At 40.5% G+C, this 15,966-nt stretch carries 11 protein-coding genes; 4 read left to right on the forward strand and 7 right to left on the reverse strand.

The features are described 5' to 3' along the window. Positions 1 to 34 precede the first annotated feature (34 nt). From M1F17_RS10690 to M1F17_RS10710, 5 genes are all read right to left on the reverse strand, one after another. Positions 35 to 2,104, reverse strand: coding sequence for an SWIM zinc finger family protein (locus M1F17_RS10690; protein WP_318836969.1), 2,070 nt, complete (start codon positions 2,102 to 2,104; stop codon positions 35 to 37). Further along, positions 2,101 to 3,255: a VWA domain-containing protein gene (locus M1F17_RS10695; RefSeq protein WP_004254361.1), complete on the reverse strand. Its 1,155-nt coding sequence runs from the start codon at positions 3,253 to 3,255 to the stop codon at positions 2,101 to 2,103. Before M1F17_RS10695 ends, M1F17_RS10690 begins: the two co-directional genes overlap by 4 nt. After that, positions 3,255 to 5,801, reverse strand: coding sequence for a DUF5682 family protein (locus tag M1F17_RS10700; RefSeq protein WP_180311954.1), 2,547 nt, complete (start codon positions 5,799 to 5,801; stop codon positions 3,255 to 3,257). The genes M1F17_RS10695 and M1F17_RS10700 overlap by 1 nt, the downstream gene beginning before the upstream one ends. A gap of 105 nt (positions 5,802 to 5,906) precedes the next feature. Next, positions 5,907 to 7,016 (reverse strand): ATP-binding protein, encoded by a 1,110-nt coding sequence (locus tag M1F17_RS10705; protein ID WP_094960567.1) that lies wholly within the window; start codon positions 7,014 to 7,016, stop codon positions 5,907 to 5,909. 24 nt (positions 7,017 to 7,040) lie between these two features. After that, positions 7,041 to 10,775 (reverse strand): DUF4132 domain-containing protein, encoded by a 3,735-nt coding sequence (locus M1F17_RS10710; RefSeq protein ID WP_206277298.1) that lies wholly within the window; start codon positions 10,773 to 10,775, stop codon positions 7,041 to 7,043. Positions 10,776 to 11,136: 361 nt separating this feature from the next. Here M1F17_RS10710 and M1F17_RS10715 point away from each other — a divergent pair, with 361 nt between their 5' ends. From M1F17_RS10715 to M1F17_RS10725, 3 genes are all read left to right on the forward strand, one after another. After that, the gene (locus tag M1F17_RS10715) at positions 11,137 to 11,526 is read left to right on the forward strand and encodes a RidA family protein (RefSeq protein WP_206277297.1); all 390 of its coding nucleotides are present in this window, start codon (positions 11,137 to 11,139) and stop codon (positions 11,524 to 11,526) included. A gap of 27 nt (positions 11,527 to 11,553) precedes the next feature. Then, positions 11,554 to 12,519, forward strand: a complete 966-nt coding sequence (locus M1F17_RS10720) for a threo-3-hydroxy-L-aspartate ammonia-lyase (RefSeq protein WP_180311957.1) — start codon at positions 11,554 to 11,556, stop codon at positions 12,517 to 12,519. 118 nt (positions 12,520 to 12,637) lie between these two features. After that, positions 12,638 to 13,267 carry a transcriptional regulator gene (locus M1F17_RS10725; protein ID WP_036957733.1) on the forward strand — a complete coding sequence of 210 codons (630 nt, stop codon included), beginning with the start codon at positions 12,638 to 12,640 and terminating at the stop codon, positions 13,265 to 13,267. Here the strand turns inward: M1F17_RS10725 and M1F17_RS10730 are convergent. Next, positions 13,264 to 13,800, reverse strand: a complete 537-nt coding sequence (locus M1F17_RS10730) for a metallophosphoesterase (RefSeq protein ID WP_180311958.1) — start codon at positions 13,798 to 13,800, stop codon at positions 13,264 to 13,266. The genes M1F17_RS10725 and M1F17_RS10730 overlap by 4 nt on opposite strands. Before the next feature lie 242 nt (positions 13,801 to 14,042). On the opposite strand from M1F17_RS10730, the gene M1F17_RS10735 reads away from it, so the two are divergent. Next, positions 14,043 to 14,924 carry an alpha/beta fold hydrolase gene (locus M1F17_RS10735; protein ID WP_180311959.1) on the forward strand — a complete coding sequence of 294 codons (882 nt, stop codon included), beginning with the start codon at positions 14,043 to 14,045 and terminating at the stop codon, positions 14,922 to 14,924. Positions 14,925 to 14,964: 40 nt separating this feature from the next. Here the strand turns inward: M1F17_RS10735 and M1F17_RS10740 are convergent, their stop codons facing one another. Continuing rightward, positions 14,965 to 15,849: a DUF362 domain-containing protein gene (locus M1F17_RS10740; RefSeq protein WP_144140025.1), complete on the reverse strand. Its 885-nt coding sequence runs from the start codon at positions 15,847 to 15,849 to the stop codon at positions 14,965 to 14,967. Between the last annotated feature and the right edge of the window lie 117 nt (positions 15,850 to 15,966).

The raw sequence follows: 15,966 nt of genomic DNA on the forward strand, positions 1-15,966 counted from the left end.
GAATAATACGAGGGGGAAATATCTCCCCCTCGTATTATTCATTGAATTGAAAAGGCAATGGCATTTGTAACCTTTCAAAACGGTCACATAAATAAACTAACTGTAATAGTACTTGGGGTTGTAAGTCACTGGAGGTAATCAATGGCTTAAACTGATTAGCCAACCAAAGAGCCCCCAAATCCTCAAGCGTTCTAATGACATACGCGATTTCATTTTGTTGAGTTTGGGATAAACATTGCCTTCCTGTACACGCTTGCGTTTCTAGTACTGAAAGTATCGGCCGAACAAGCTGGCTAGCTAACGTTAATTCAGGCACAAAAGCTTGGCTTTTTTGCTGTTTTTTCGCCATATATTCGATAATTTTATTAAAAAAACCGGAACGTTGCTTCTTACGTGGTGTACTTTCAAAGTCTAAGTAGAACAACTCAATGCTGTGTTCTTTTTTTAACCATAGCGTTTTATGTTCTTTTTTTAACCATAGCGTTTTAGGTACCAACTGAATCGCCTCTTGCGAATGATTTACCTGCACCGTAACAGCACAAATTGGCCATTGCTGTTTTGTAATAAAACGCAATTCTTCAATTTTATGGTCATCACTCCCTTGCCAGTTTAACCGTAAAAATGCTCGGTTTTTTTGTGAGTCAGTCACCGCCCATAAGACACATTGTTCTGTTTCATCCCAATAGAGTGGCTCATAGTCATCAATATGCAATAAAACGGGGGAAAACCTGTTGTCTTGTGTGAGTGTTGGCAACTCATTCGCTGCTAACTGCCAATCGGTATAACCAAATTCAGCTTTAATGTTAAGGTAATCATTGGTTGTTATCCCATTTTCTTGACTGCTAACGGCATAGCTTTCGCCACTGACTGATAATTTCCCCTCCTCTGATAACCGTGGTGAATGCAATTTAAAGGGAGTTTTCATCAAACTCTCGGCGGTATGTTTCCATAACGCCAGTGTTTGCCAAACATTTTGTCGATTAAACGTTGGGTCAAGGCTATTACTACGACCTTGCGTGCATTGAATGATTTTTTTATTTTGTCGATCCCAAAAACTCAATGTAGCACCAATCGCACCACTTTCGGTTTTCCACCAATTTGCATCGATAGGCAATAAATCAAATTCTATGGGTTGATCGCTATACTGCCGCCTTTGCAACCCTTTGAGTTCAATAAGCTGATGTTCATTTGCTACTGATAATTGATGCAAATAAGCTGATATTTCAGCTATCAACCGTAAAACTTGCCCTTCATCCATTGTAAAGTGCTTATCAGCTAACCGCCTGACTTGCTGGCTAAGGCGTCTCATATAATTGGCTAAGCGAGGCAACCCTTCCGCACGCGCTGACATATTCAGTAATTGTAACTGGCTAGCACTGCTTTGGCTAATATGCGATAGCCCTTGTCGTAACATATCCTGAATGAATTGTTCGATTGAACTCATCACTATTTTATCATCTTGGCTAAGCGCCTGTTGATGAGTTTGACTTGCGGTTAATTCCTCTGGCCAATGCCACTCTTGGCCATGCTGAAGCATTAATTTTGCAATAATAGCAAGATGAACCGCATTTTTTTGTTTTTCGGGTAGTGATGAAATCATGCCCTGCAAACCACTACCACGCATATAAATAATTGGCTCATCATATTCTGGTAGAATGATTTTTAACTGGTTCGATTGCGCTTCATAAACTAATTCTTTTTCTTGCCACTCCTGTATAAATCTAAACGCTAAACGCATATCAGGCTTAGAAGCTTGCTTGATTAGGCTTTCTGGTAACAATGCTAATAATTCGCTTAGCACCGTTTCACTGGCTATCGGCTCCGCTGAATCAATTTCTGTGGTTGCATTCGATTGTACCCACAAAACGGCCGCTAAAATGTGTTTACAGCACCCTGTTGCTGGGCAATCACAAGTGGCTTTTTGGATCCCTTGTGCATCTAAAGAAACACGTTGCCCATCACTCGTGAATGTTCCAGCGTCTAAGTCTGTTGGGTTAACTTTTTGGTTTTCAACGTCTTTACGTGCACGTCGAAGTAACCCCACATTCGCAAATACGGCTAATGCATCGTCATCATACTGTAAGTAACTGTTTTGCCAACTCATTGCATGACCTCTGCTAACCATTGTGCAAAATGTTCCGGTGTTAATGCCGCAACATGCATCCCTCTATCTGCAAGTTTTTGGGCAATGTCTGGATCATAAACGGGCAGTGCCTCATCATCCAACGCCGCTAGACCCAATAACTTCACTTGTTGGCTATGTAGGCGTTGTGTGCAATTGAGTAAATGATTGAGGGCGCCCCCCTCTTCAAAATCACTGATTAAGCTAATCACGGTACGTTTTGGATTGCGGATTAAACTTTCGCAATATTGCATAGCTTTAGCGATATCCGTTCCGCCCCCCAATTGCACTGTCATTAACACTTCAACAGGATCATGAGCAAGGTGGCTTAAATCAACCACTTGAGTATCAAAAATCACTAAAGATACACGTACTGTCGGTAATGCCGCTAATATACTTGCGCATACAGCCGCATACATAATAGAACTCGCCATCGAGCCACTCTGGTCCACACACAGGATCACATCCCATGGTAAATGTTGTTGCTGACGAGAATTAAAGTGAGGCGTTTTTATCACTAACCGTTGATTTTGTTTATCATAATTCTTTAAGTTGGCGGCAATAGTTCCTCGCCAATCAAAATTACGGCTGTTTGGTACCAGTGAGCGTCGAAAACGGTTACGCCGCCCTGTTAATGCATGACGAAATTGGTTACGCATTTGACTCAAAATATCATCCACCACTTTGCGTATAATATTTTTAACGGCATCACGGGTTTCTTCGTTCATCTTCCCGCGTAGGCTTAACAAAGCTTTTGCGAGAGATTTTGTTGGCTCCATGGCATTTAGCGCTTGTGGGTCCTTTAATAAGCTACTGATCTCATAACGTTCTAATGCTTGGGATTGCATGCGCTCAAAGGTACTATTGGGGAACAATTTACGCGCTTGGTTTAACCAATTAACCGCCGTTAATTGAGAAGCATCTAAGGAACCATGGCGCCCAGTTTCTTGCTTTAAACCTCGGCGTTGGTATTCCCGACGATATAAAAAGTCCAAAGAGCGTTCTATTTTTAACTCTTCAGCACTAAAGGTGGCCTGGCCAAGTGCGTTATCGGCATATTGCCCAAGTATTAAACGCCAGCGCTTAGCCAATTGAAGCTGTTCAGGGGTTAATGTGACATTTTTCTGACTCATTATTTGCCTTCCTGAGTGCTAATAAGCCAATTTTGTAACCCTAATTCAGTGAGCTGGCTTTGTAATTGTTGTTCAAGTTGAATCACTTGCATCATTTGTTGTTCATTAAATTCTGTTTGGTGCAATGTGAGCTCTTTTGCCTCAATCGCTAAGTCTTGTGCCACATATTGTGCCATTTGTGCATTTTGTTTTGGTGTTAGCTGGCTAAACGCAAACCGTAAATCAGGTAAAACCTGAATAAAACGCCCTTCATCCCATTCACTAAGCAACTGATTTAACATATCAATGAGTAATGGTATACGTAAGATCAACTCAGGTGCAGTTCGCATCACACCAATAAAATAGCCAATTGCCATTTCGGGATCACTACCGGTGCTGAACGCGCGTTTAATTTCCTCTATCAAGATGGTTTCATCAATTTTCGCCCCAAGGTAACGCAAAGCATCAACGGCACCTTTTAAAAGAGGCGCATGGTTTAACTGCCCTTCACAGCGGTCTAATTCATGATAAAAATCGATGCTATAATCATGATTTTTATTAATTTCAGGCATAAAAGTGATTAATTCACGGCAAGCAAGTAATGCTGAAAAATGGTGTTCCTGCTGCTGTTCATCCCCTTGTGTAATTTGTGCAAAACAATAAAACGCTTGTTGCAACAGGGCATCTAAACGTGCTTCGATAGCAAAACCATCTTCAATATCAAAGAATTGGCGCCCTCGCCACAGATGAACAAGCTTATGACCACAAGCTATCAAGGATTCAAACTTTGCATCCTGTTGAATATAGCCATCCAACAATGAAAATAATGCAGGCATCCGTTGATGCAGCCCAATTAATGCAGCTTGCATAAGTAGTACGACCGCACCTTGGCTTGAACGACTAACGCCTTGCTGTTCTAGGTTTTTTTCCATTTCAAACAAACGGTTTAGCGCGATAGTTTTTAATTGTGTTCCTTGTTCCGATAAGGCAATCAATTCCCCTTCAACATTGGACGTCCACGCGTATTGCCATTCTTCAAACAATAAATCCATTTGGTTACCAGACAAAAAGCTTGGCCCAGATAGATGCTTAGCAAAATGGATATCAAGAAATGCTAATAAATGCAGAAATCGGCTACGTGCACGATGTTGTTGATTACGATAGACATCTAAGCGACTCACCTTACTTAAGGTGTCATCAAGCTTGAAACGAAAACTTTTTGCCATTTCATAAGTTTCAGTGACCAGCGGAGGTGTTGCTGTCCCTTTGGGGATTTTCCCGAGTAAAAAGCCAGAGAAACAGGTTTTTATTTCCTGCCAAAGCTCAATTTGGCTTTCATCTAAGCTACCTTTGATAAAAACACTTTGTAACCCATCTAACAGATCATATCGCCCAGGGCCTGCATGCCCACGAAAGGCGGCAAGACGAATGCTTTGCTCTGCGGCCAGTTTAACCGATAAAAAACCAGGAGCAGCTTCAAATTGCTTTTCACGTAAAACATTCGCAACTTTAGAAAGATAGGCAACACCTAGACGATTTCGATAAGCTTGCGTAGGCTGGTTATCTCCTGTTATCTGCGCTTGGCGTTGTTGTAACAATGACAACCATGATTGTTGGTAAAATGCGGGGGACGGCATTCCTGATGCATAGCCATTTAATGCATCGAGTTTGTCATAGCTATAGCGAATGAACCAAGCCTTGTCTTGTTCACCCAGTTTTTGCTGTTGGATAAACGTTTTTTGTTGTGCCGCAGAAAGCTTAAATTGTTGTTTGTGAGCCACTTCCAACCCTTCAAGAAGAGCAAGGGTATGAAAGCCCCCCGTTACCACCACAATTTTAGCCTGTGGATGTTGGGCTTTAATGGTTTGGATATGCGCTTGCATATATTGCTCACGCTGTATAGAACCTTCTGACTCAAGGACTTGGGGTTCATAATCAAGTCGTGCCAATGCACACCATATAAAGCTGTCCATAAAAAATACAGGCCAATCTGCCAGTTGTTCAATCGTTCTTAATTCAAAAATTTGTTCCCATAATTCATCATGGTCACGGCAACCACTTTTCTTCGCAAGCTGGCTAATAAATAAGCTATGTGCTAAGTAACGCTCTTTCTGCAAACTTTGAGATTGCATATCATTAGCTTCGTCTTCATTAACTTGCGCTGTCCATGGTAAGTCAATAAAACGTAGCTGGGCTTGGTATTGCTGACCTATTTGTAAAGCCTGCCATTCTGGGGAATACTCACAGAATGGGAAATAGGCAGAACGAGTGACAGTGTCACTTTTATCATCTGTCTGTGTCGGTTTTAATTCTGTTTGCGCCATAATGGCGACGGGGGGCTGGGTATCATGATGTAATAAGCTCGTCAGTAGCTCATTAAAACTATCGGGTCCCTCGATTAAAACATAGTCAGGTTTGATTTGTTCAATCAAAGACAACGTGCTGTATGCACATGCGGGACTATGATGCCGAATAGGTGCAAAGTAGATACCGGCTGATTCAAGTTGTTGCCTGTCGTGTAATGCATTTTCAATGCGTTCTGGTAAAGGTATAGATAGCAAGCTCACCGCTGATTTCCCTAAGGGTTATTCGCCTTGAATGGCCTTTGCTGATTTAATCATCGTGACAATAAATGGGTAGAACCATAGCGGTTCTACCCTTGTTATGAAAACTTATTGCCAAAATGCCCTCGATGCATCAAAAAAGGCTTTCCAGTCTTGGCTATGTTTTGCCCTTTCTCTCGCGACATTATCAATGTAATAACGCATCCGTTTAATATCATCAGGGTTATCTTTTAAAACCACGCCAATGAGCTGCCGTGCAACTGCTCCTGCATTGAGCGTACCATCGCCTAAGTAATGAGCTTCAAGCGCACATGCATAAGCAATATTAACGGCCTCGGCTGTCGACATAACCGCGTCTGGCGTTTTAATATTGCCCCCATCTTTAGTATTTCCTGAGCGCAATTCTTGAAATGTCGTAACCAACAGTTCGATCACGTTGCTTGGGATTGCCACTTGGCCGTTCAGGTCAGCTAACTCTGTGGCTAATTGCTTATTAATCAGTTCAATTTCAAATGCAGGGTCTTGGATTGGCCGCACGGTTTCAAAATTAAATCGGCGTTTTAGTGCTGATGACATCTCATGAACACCGCGATCACGCAAGTTTGCTGTACCAATTAAATTAAAGCCTTGTTTCGCGCTGATCCGTGCATTGTCTTTCATTTCAGGGATCATCATTTGCTTTTCTGACATCAAGCTAACCAGCACATCTTGTATTTCAGGGGGGCATCGTGTGATCTCTTCAAAACGCACAATTTTACCTTCTTGCATACCTTGGTATAACGGCGAACTCACCAGAGCCTTTTCCGTCGGGCCTTCCGCCAATAGCAATGCATAATTCCATGAGTACTTAATGTGATCTTCTGTTGTGCCCGCGGTTCCTTGAATGGTTAAACCTGAATCACCACTAATTGCAGCAGCTAATAATTCAGATAACATGGATTTTGCCGTCCCGGGTTCCCCTACTAGCATTAGTCCTTGCTTACCTAATAACGTCACAATTGCACGGTCAACCAAAGCATCATCACCGAAAAACTTTGCAGAAATATTGAGTGATTCATCACCTAAAATAAATTGCCTAACGGCACGAGGTGAACGCAGCCACCCTTGTGGTTTCGGGTTTTGTTTATCCGCTTCGGTTAAACGTGCCAATTCATCGGCAAAACGAATTTCTGCGCTTTCACGCAGAACATTCCCTTGTGTTGTTTTATTTTTAGTCATTCCAAAATCCTACGTTAAACCCGCTTACCAAGGTGTTTTCTTTTCCCACTCAGGGTCAAAACCTGCACACGCATCCGCAACTTTTAAATAATCCGCATAGCTTTCAGCTAATAAAATAGGCGGGATATCTTTTAACTCGATATAGCTGCGGTTCCATGAGCTTTGTTGTGATTTTTCAAAGCTTAGTGAAAATAAGACGGCTGGGATATTTTCCTCTGGCACATAGCTACCACTAAACTCGATATAGACATAAAAACCTAAACTAGCGAAATGTTTTGCATAATGGGTAAAGCTTCCACCATCTTCCGCTTGCCCACGTTGGTAACCCATTTTTGTCAAGACGCCACGCAAGGTATAGGTGTCGGTTAACCAACCTTTACGATCTTCAATTTCAGTTAATTTCAGATCCAGTTCAGGGATTTTATGTTCCATCTGCGAGAATAAAAATTTCACTTTGTAATCTTTAAAATGCGCTATCCACGCTTTTCGCTCATCTTCACTGACCAATGCCGCATGGGCTAATTTGATATAAGAATCAGTGGATAACGTAATTTCATCGTCATCTAAATTTAATAAACTGCCATCGTCTGATGGACGAAATACATTTAGAATGTTGTTGTCTTTCGTTTCTATCCAAACTAATTTTTCGATAAGCCCACGCATCACTGGGTGTGCTTGAATATATTCCTGCCAGTCTGCGGTTGTCCAAAGGCGCTCTGCACACATCGCTTCGTACAAACGTGCAGTTTGTAATTCAATCACTTGCTTGAGTTCTTTTTTACTCGCAGTAAATAGTTTTTTAGATTCTTTAGCTAATTCTTCATTGTCTGTTTTGCGTGCAGCAGGTAATGCTTTGATTTCTTTACCTTCAGGATTAAACAAAACGAGTTTTTGTTGTGCGTCCAGTTTCGCGGTAAACGTGCGGTCACCGTATTCAAGTGCCAAGATACCTGTTTCATCCATTCCGGCTGTCGGTATCGTTCTATCTGCGAGTTCATCTGCGCTCCAACCATTACGTTCAGCAATTTGAGCAACAAGCCCGCGTGCTTTTTCCTGAACTGACGCGGTACGATAACGACGAGAAAGAGACAATAATAGTTGGATAATCAGTGGGTCATTACTCGTTGCAACCGCATCAATCATGGCTTCAATTTGTGCACGGCGCTGGTAGTGATCACGCATATAGTTACGCAATGTGGTCACGGCAAGGTGCCCTTCAATACCACAGATCAGGGCTAACATTCCTTTATCACTAATAGCGGAACCTAAATAACGGCGCAGAACTTCATTTTTTATCTCATTAAATGTCTGTTCTAAAGTATAGTTTTCATACTGACTATAATATTCAGGCCAGCGTTTCACCCAATCTTGATAATTAGCTAAGCGTTTTGGCGCATCACGTTCTGCTTCCGCCATTGCCATTTCTAATGACGGCCCAGCAATATCTTGGCCGATAAAGCTATTTAAAATAAAACTGCCTAGTTTCTTTTGGCTCTCCACCGAAAGCAAACCAATATAACGTTGTAGCAGCCCATTCCCTGCTGGCATTTTTAATTTAACCGCTAGGATCACCCACCAGCGAATAATATCTGCTTCTACGGGTTTATTATTTTGCCAAGTTAATGCCGGCAAAGAATCTAGGTTAAACCATGCCATGCTGGCAGGCGCTTTCGCTTTTAGCCCTTTTTGCGCTTCAGCTAATAACACTTTAGGTGCAAGGTAACCAGAAATATCTTCCCCAAATTGTTCCAAAGCGGTTAATAAGGCCGCCCGCACAACTTCCCGTTTTTCTTTCTTTAATAAGGCGTAGAGTGGTTTTAATGAATCTGGATTATTTAAGCGTGCCAGCCATTCAATGGCAGTGACACGAATTTCTTGTTTGCCTGAGTCTAACCCTTCTGCCGCATTAAGATGAATATTCGGTAATGTCTCTAGTAGTTTCTGCGCACTCAGACGATGGGTTTTATTTTCCCCTAGGGCCAACTCCATAATACGTGGAATAAATCGCGCAGGAATGGTCGGCAACATTGCAAGCACATCAATTCCACTCGCCGCATCATATTCTTGGTAATAGCGCTGAGTTTCTTGTTGAGGGATTAAACCCAATGCTTCTGCAATAAAATCTGGATTTTGAATGAAAAACGGCCAAACTTGTGCTGGCTGGTTAAAGATGGCTAACCCATTGGCATATGAGCGTAAGCAAAGGTCTGCAATCAACCGTGTTGCGTTTTTAAAATGACATTGTGTTAACGTTTTTTCTAATTGGCGCAATTCTATTTGCCCAAGAATTCTTGGTGGAACTTCCCGAGTAAGATGATAATGGGATAAATGCTCTTCATTTGTTCGGTTATGGCTAATCAGACGTAATGCATGGAATAACGTAAACTCAGGTAAGTTAGTAATACGTTCTTTAAATTTCACCACGCTATATTCATGATCAGTAATAATTTCTTTACCTGAATTCAGTTTATCAATCACTTTGCAACAAGCTTGCGCATTGAGCTTTTGGAATTCTTTGTAATGGCGTTGCGCCCAATTGTAACTGTGCTTCTGTTTCTTATTTTCTTCAATTTCATTTTCTGCATTTTCTTTTGCTTTTTGCAGCATTTCATTGAAATTATTAACTAAAATTTCTTTTGCACTTTCAGGCAGTGGTGTATCTTCTAATTCAACGAGTTCAGGTAACTCAGTCTCTTCAACTTGGCTGGCAGTATCCATGACTGAGAATCTCGAAATCGCACTTTCAATACTTTTAAGTACCGTTTTATTGGTTTCAGTTGTTAGTGCAGCTTCTAATATCTCACGGTGTTCCCCTATACGGGCAAATAAATCCGCGGCTTGGGTACGCTGTTTTGGTGTTCCCTCTGTTAGAATTTTTGTTAAATGTTGTGTGACCGATTGCGCAGGTAAAATTGCCATTGTCGGTTCCGCAGCCGCACGTACTGTTTTTAAAGAACTAGTAGCAAAAGCAACTAATATATCTGCGAAAAGCGTATAAAGCTCAACATCTTTCTTCAAAGTGTTGATTAATTGAATTTGCCCAGCAGCGGATAAATGATTGGCTAACGTATGCTTAATAAATGCTTGCTCTGCGATTAAATACGCTTTGAAACCTGGAATGGAAAATAGCCGATTTAAGTTATCATAATGATAATCGGATAAATGATGACGGTCGAAAATAATATATAAAATAGTGTTAGCCGGTTTATCAGTTTCTTTTGCGATGATTTCCGTTAATAGGTCAAAATGCCAATGTTTTCGATGTTCTAACTTAGTATCTCGCGAATTATCATAGGTTTTTGCAAAAGCATCGCCCATTAAATAACTCATCCATGACGGTAATTCAGGTGTTAATACTTTGATATTGATATCTTGGCATGCCGCCGCTAACACTTTAGCAAAACGGGCTATCTGTGATGCAGTAATGCCATCACCCACTTTTGAATATAATTTATGCCTTGCGTTTGCCCCTTGGCGAATTAATTTATTATATTGGCTCGAGTTAAAGTTATTTCCCCCCCACCACCAATCTACGGTGCCAGGTTTATCGAGTAAAATAACCGCTTTTTCGTTATCTAATTGGCTTAGTTGAACCAATACTTCTGGCGATTTTCCATCTAGCACATACTCTAAAACAGTTTTAGGCAATGCTTCATCTAATACTGACAAAGGCAAAAGCGCTTCTTGTAAATATTGTTCTGCAACAGGTGATTCTTTTTTCCCAAAAATTGAAAGAAGATTAAATGTGAACTTCGCCATGTGATATCCCTAAAAGTATTTATATAACAACTTCTTATCATTTTAATGATATCGTCACAATTTGATTATTCTTAATCATTTTTAATTAAGATATATCGCTCAATCTGCATTGCCAATTTAAATTCTGCCTATAGGAATATCGCAGTAGATTTACTCTTGATAATTAACTTTTGCCCAGTAAATAATTTAATTAACTGTCTTATATCTCTATTTTTCTTTTTATTATGTTGATGGCAATTCTGATAACAGTTTGTTGTTATTTACATCAAATTTATTTCGCGAAGAAAAGCGTTGACTAAACATATAATCTAACATTAGACTAAAAATCCAATCAGGGTATTTTATGCATAATGAGGTAAATATGAGTCAACGGATTGAGTGTGTGAATGCACCGACACTCATTGCCCCCAAAGGGCATTATTCACACTGTGTTACTGCAAACGGTTTGGTTTTTATCTCAGGACAATTACCGGTTGATAAGCTCGGGAATGCGGTGATTGACGTGTCATTCCAAAAGCAAGCCTCGCTTGTGCTTAATAATTTACAAGCATGTTTAGATGCCGTTAACTGTAGTAAAGCACAGTTGGTTCAAGTCCGAGTTTATATCGCAGATATGGAAAATTGGCCGTTATTTAACCAAGTTTATGCTAATTGGATAGGTGACCATCGCCCAGCCCGTGCTGTCGCAGGTGTTGCTGAACTCCATTTTGGTGCAGCCATAGAAATTGAAGCCGTTGCAGTGTCTGCTTAATCACTTATTATTCATTGGGGTTATATCATGTCAGAATTAATATTACCGACTTTTCAAGATGTGGAAGCAGCTGCACGACGCATTGCGGGTTTTGCGCATAAAACCCCTGTTCTTACCTCAACCACCGCAAATAAAGAATTTGGGGCCGAACTGTTTTTTAAATGCGAAAACTTCCAGCGTATGGGGGCTTTTAAATTTCGTGGAGCCTTTAATGCGTTGAGTTTGTTGAGTCCCGAGCAGAAAAAAGCAGGCGTTATTGCATTTTCTTCTGGTAACCATGCGCAAGGTATTGCTTTAGCGGCGCAACTTCTACACATTCCGGCCACCATTCTGATGCCCAATGATGCACCTGCCGTGAAAGTAGCAGCTACGCAAGGTTACGGGGCCACCGTTATCCGTTTTGATCGTTATAAAGAAGATAGAGAAGTACTTTGCCAGCAACTCGCAGCCCAACAGGGGTTAACCATTATTCCACCGTATGATCACCCTGATATCATAGCTGGCCAAGGCACAGCAGCCAAAGAATTGATTGAAGAAGTAGGTGAATTAGATGCCCTATTCGTTTGCTTAGGTGGAGGAGGCTTACTCTCAGGGTGTGCCATTGCAACCAGACAATTATCGCCTAATTGCCTAATTTATGGGGTTGAACCTTTAGCAGGCAATGATGCACAACAATCATTTCGTCGAGGGGAAATTGTACATATAGACACGCCAAAAACTATCGCAGACGGTGCCCAAACCCAACATCTAGGTAACTACACTTTTGCAGTTATCAAAAATAAGGTTGATGATATTTTCACTGTAACCGATGAACAGCTAATTGACCGCATGAAATTTTATGCAGAGCGCATGAAAATTATCGTTGAGCCGACAGGTTGCTTGTCCTATGCTGCTGCCCTTGCCCACAAAGAACAGTTCCAAGGTAAGCGCGTGGGGATCATTGTCAGCGGTGGAAATGTTGATATTCAGCACTTTGCACAATTAGTTTCATAAGTAGCTAACTAGTTTTATAAAGAATTAGTTTCATAATGATCACCACCCTTCATCTATTAGCAACACGAAAAATAGGTTAAAATTAGGGGTTAACGCTTGATAGATGAAGGGAAATTGCATGTCAGATCAAAAAAATAATTCATTACTGGCTCAAGTTGAAATTATTGCAAAAGGTCTTAGTGAAACATTCGCCCCTTTTTGTGAGGTTGTTGTACACGACCTTAAAAATCCAGAGCACTCAATCCTGTCGATTCATAATAACTTATCTGGTCGCCAAGTTGGTGAGCCGACTACCGAACTCGGCCATGCAAGAATTGAATCTGCAGATTTTCCGAACATCATAGCCAATTATACCAACCAATTTTCCGATGGGCGCCCAGTAAAAAGTACTTCGATTGGTATTAAAGATGAGTCAGGGAAATATATCGCAGCATTATGCTTAAATCTGGATATGACGTTATTTAGAAGTATGCAAAGTATGTTATCGCAATTTATTGACGTGGGAAATAGCCCAATAAAAGAGCATATTGAGCCTAATGGGACCGAAGCGATTCGCATACGTATTGACCAATATGCAGCAGCCTTAGCAGCAACCCCACGCACATTGAAAGCGGACGAAAGAAAAAACTTAATTGAAGTGCTACGCAATGAAGGCCTGTTAGATGTAAAAAAATCCATGGAAACGGTGGCACAGCACTTAGGGATATCAAGGGCTTCAGTTTATTTGTATGCCAAAAAAGAAAGTTAACTATTTGCCTTTCTTAATATCTGTTTAATACTGATAGGGAGAAAATCATTCACATCTACGCCGACATTAATGGCTCGGGGCCCTAATACCGCTAAACGCTTAAACTGCTCAAGGTCTTTACCTGAATTATGAACATGTCCATATAAATGAATCGCATCACGGAAGAAGCCTTGCCATTCTAATATTGGGTAATGAAATAACACTAATTTCTGTTTTTGATATTCCAACTCATAATAGCTTTTAACCCATTCAAACAATGATTGGTCGAATTCAGGGTCGTCTAAAAATTTATCATGATTGCCGCGGATCAAATATTTTTTCCCCGCTAAACGGCGTAATATTTTATTGGCATCCGCACCACTACCCTTGTATAAAAAATCACCTAGTATGTAAATCTCATCATGATCAGTAACATACGCATTCCAGTTATGAATTAATGTATCATTCATGTGACTGGTGCTTTTAAACGGGCGATCACATAGGTTAATAATGTTCGAATGGCAAAAATGGGTATCTGAAATAAAGTAAATCATATAAAACCTAAAAATATATTAATAATTATTCTACTCAAGCAAACGATTTGCTTGCTAGTTATCATATCTCAATGCTTTTTAATTGCTTTACAGAATTGACTGAAAAACAGACTTATATTGCGTTGCCATGGTATATTTCAATTATATCATAGGTAATCATTGCTAATTTTTATGGCTCGCAATTGCAACGAAACTACGGCATATAAATAGTACTATTCATTAATAACGATTCCGGAAGAAAAATGACTAAAACCAATTCAGTTCCGCTTTTTTACGATTCATTTGGTACACCAAATAACCCCACTATTGTTCTGATCCCTGGCTTAGGTGGCCATAACATTAGCTGGACCAGCGATTTTTGTCAGGAAATTGCAGATGCCGGTTTTTACCTGTTACGTATAGATAATCGAGATGCGGGTTTATCTCATCATATCAATGAGTTCCCACCTATTGATTTAGAGGTATTGATTGAAAAAATGCAAAAAGGTGAACCTTTCGCTATTCCTTATACTTTATTCGATATGGCTGAGGATATTATCCACCTCTTGGATACATTATCTATCGATAAAGCCCACGTTATTGGCCGTTCCATGGGCGGAATGATAGCACAAATAGTGGCTGCAAAGTTTCCTGAGCGTACACTCTCTCTTTGCGCGATCATGTCATCAACAGGGAACCCAGCACTGCCACAAAGCGCTCCCGATGTTATGCAAATGCTGATGAGCCCAAGTGCTAACCCAAAAGAAGATTTAGAAGGGTATTTATCAGGACAGCTTGCGTTTTATCGCCGGATCAGCTCAACGTTTGGCCCATTTGATGAAAATTATTATCGTGAATATATACTGCAGTCACTCACACGCAATCATTCACCGGAAGGAACAAAACGCCAAATTGTTGCTGTTGCCGTCACCGGAGATCTGCGTCCTTATATTCAGCAAATCAACGTCCCTGCATTGGTTATTCACGGTTCAATTGATCCGCTCTTTCCTTTAGCTGCAGGAAAAGACATTGCTGACAATATTCCTAATGCAAAATTGGAGATTATTGACGGTATGGGCCATGAAACGCCACCAATGATTAATCCACTAATCGCTAAATTGATAATTAATCACTTAAATCAATAAATTAACGTACTAAGGCTCTAAAAATGAGCCTTAGTCATCCTTATAACCAACCTTGTTTCTTATGCTGTGCACAAATTGGGCAAGTATGGGTATTTTCTTCCCAAGAAGAAAAAGGTAAATGGCAGGTATGACACTGCGCATCATAATAATGGAAGATTTTCGGCACGTTATTTTTAGCTGTATAGCTTTGTACATGAATAGATTTAGGAAAACAAACGACTTGGCAACTCATACAACCAGTACAACGTTTTTCATCTATCAAAAATTGGTTATTTTCAATTTCTATCGCATGCTCATCACACATCTTGGCACAAGCACCACAAAGAATGCATTTTTCCGTGTCTAGTTCGACCTTAAACCAGCTATCTTCAGGGTAAAATTGTTTTCTTGCATTTAATCCTGTTTTCACCTGCCCCTTATCTAACGGCTTTGAATCCAATTTTTGACGAAATAGCATCATCCGACGACCGCTATCGACTTGTTCAGGCTGAACAATACGTAATTGCCAAATAGGTTCTTGTAATGTTTTGAGTTTTAAATTTAATGCCGCAATCGTTGGCAACCATTTATCAACCCAGGGTTCAGCGATTTGCATACCACGAATGCCATATTGCCGGTGCCAAACAATCAGTTCGTCCGCATTAGCAATAGGCTCATCATGGTTTACTATCAAAAATTCCCCTTGATAACTACGTTCATGGGGTTTGATATTTTCGATGGCATCGACAGGGCAAGCAAATAAACAATTACCACATTGAAAACATAATTCATTATTAATTTCTGCATCCATATGGCTAAACGATACCGCCCCCACAGGACAACTGGTGGCACAATTATCACAGATGCTATTTTTCAGGCGCTTTCTTACGCACTGACCGTTAATTATGGGTTCAGGAGGCAGCTCTAAACTAATAAAACGTCTCATTGCTCTACACTCTCCCGTTACAGCAAAAATAACTTATTTAAAAATTGTTATATTTAATAGTTAAATTCTAGCATTAATTTTTACACTATTTTAGTACAACACTCTGTAGATAAAGAT

The organism is Providencia sp. PROV073, assembly GCF_033688125.1.
In the GTDB taxonomy this organism is placed as follows: domain Bacteria; phylum Pseudomonadota; class Gammaproteobacteria; order Enterobacterales; family Enterobacteriaceae; genus Providencia; species Providencia hangzhouensis.

What these genes read in the sequence shown, in the direction of transcription:
- M1F17_RS10715 (WP_206277297.1), top strand. Translation starts at nt 11,137, where the DNA reads ATGAGTCAACGGATTGAGTGTGTGAATGCACCGACACTCATTGCCCCC.
- M1F17_RS10735 (WP_180311959.1), top strand. Translation starts at nt 14,043, where the DNA reads ATGACTAAAACCAATTCAGTTCCGCTTTTTTACGATTCATTTGGTACA.
- M1F17_RS10710 (WP_206277298.1), bottom strand. Translation starts at nt 10,775, where the DNA reads ATGGCGAAGTTCACATTTAATCTTCTTTCAATTTTTGGGAAAAAAGAA.
- M1F17_RS10690 (WP_318836969.1), bottom strand. Translation starts at nt 2,104, where the DNA reads ATGAGTTGGCAAAACAGTTACTTACAGTATGATGACGATGCATTAGCC.
- M1F17_RS10705 (WP_094960567.1), bottom strand. Translation starts at nt 7,016, where the DNA reads ATGACTAAAAATAAAACAACACAAGGGAATGTTCTGCGTGAAAGCGCA.
- M1F17_RS10730 (WP_180311958.1), bottom strand. Translation starts at nt 13,800, where the DNA reads ATGATTTACTTTATTTCAGATACCCATTTTTGCCATTCGAACATTATT.
- M1F17_RS10695 (WP_004254361.1), bottom strand. Translation starts at nt 3,255, where the DNA reads ATGAGTCAGAAAAATGTCACATTAACCCCTGAACAGCTTCAATTGGCT.
- M1F17_RS10740 (WP_144140025.1), bottom strand. Translation starts at nt 15,849, where the DNA reads ATGAGACGTTTTATTAGTTTAGAGCTGCCTCCTGAACCCATAATTAAC.
- M1F17_RS10720 (WP_180311957.1), top strand. Translation starts at nt 11,554, where the DNA reads ATGTCAGAATTAATATTACCGACTTTTCAAGATGTGGAAGCAGCTGCA.
- M1F17_RS10725 (WP_036957733.1), top strand. Translation starts at nt 12,638, where the DNA reads ATGTCAGATCAAAAAAATAATTCATTACTGGCTCAAGTTGAAATTATT.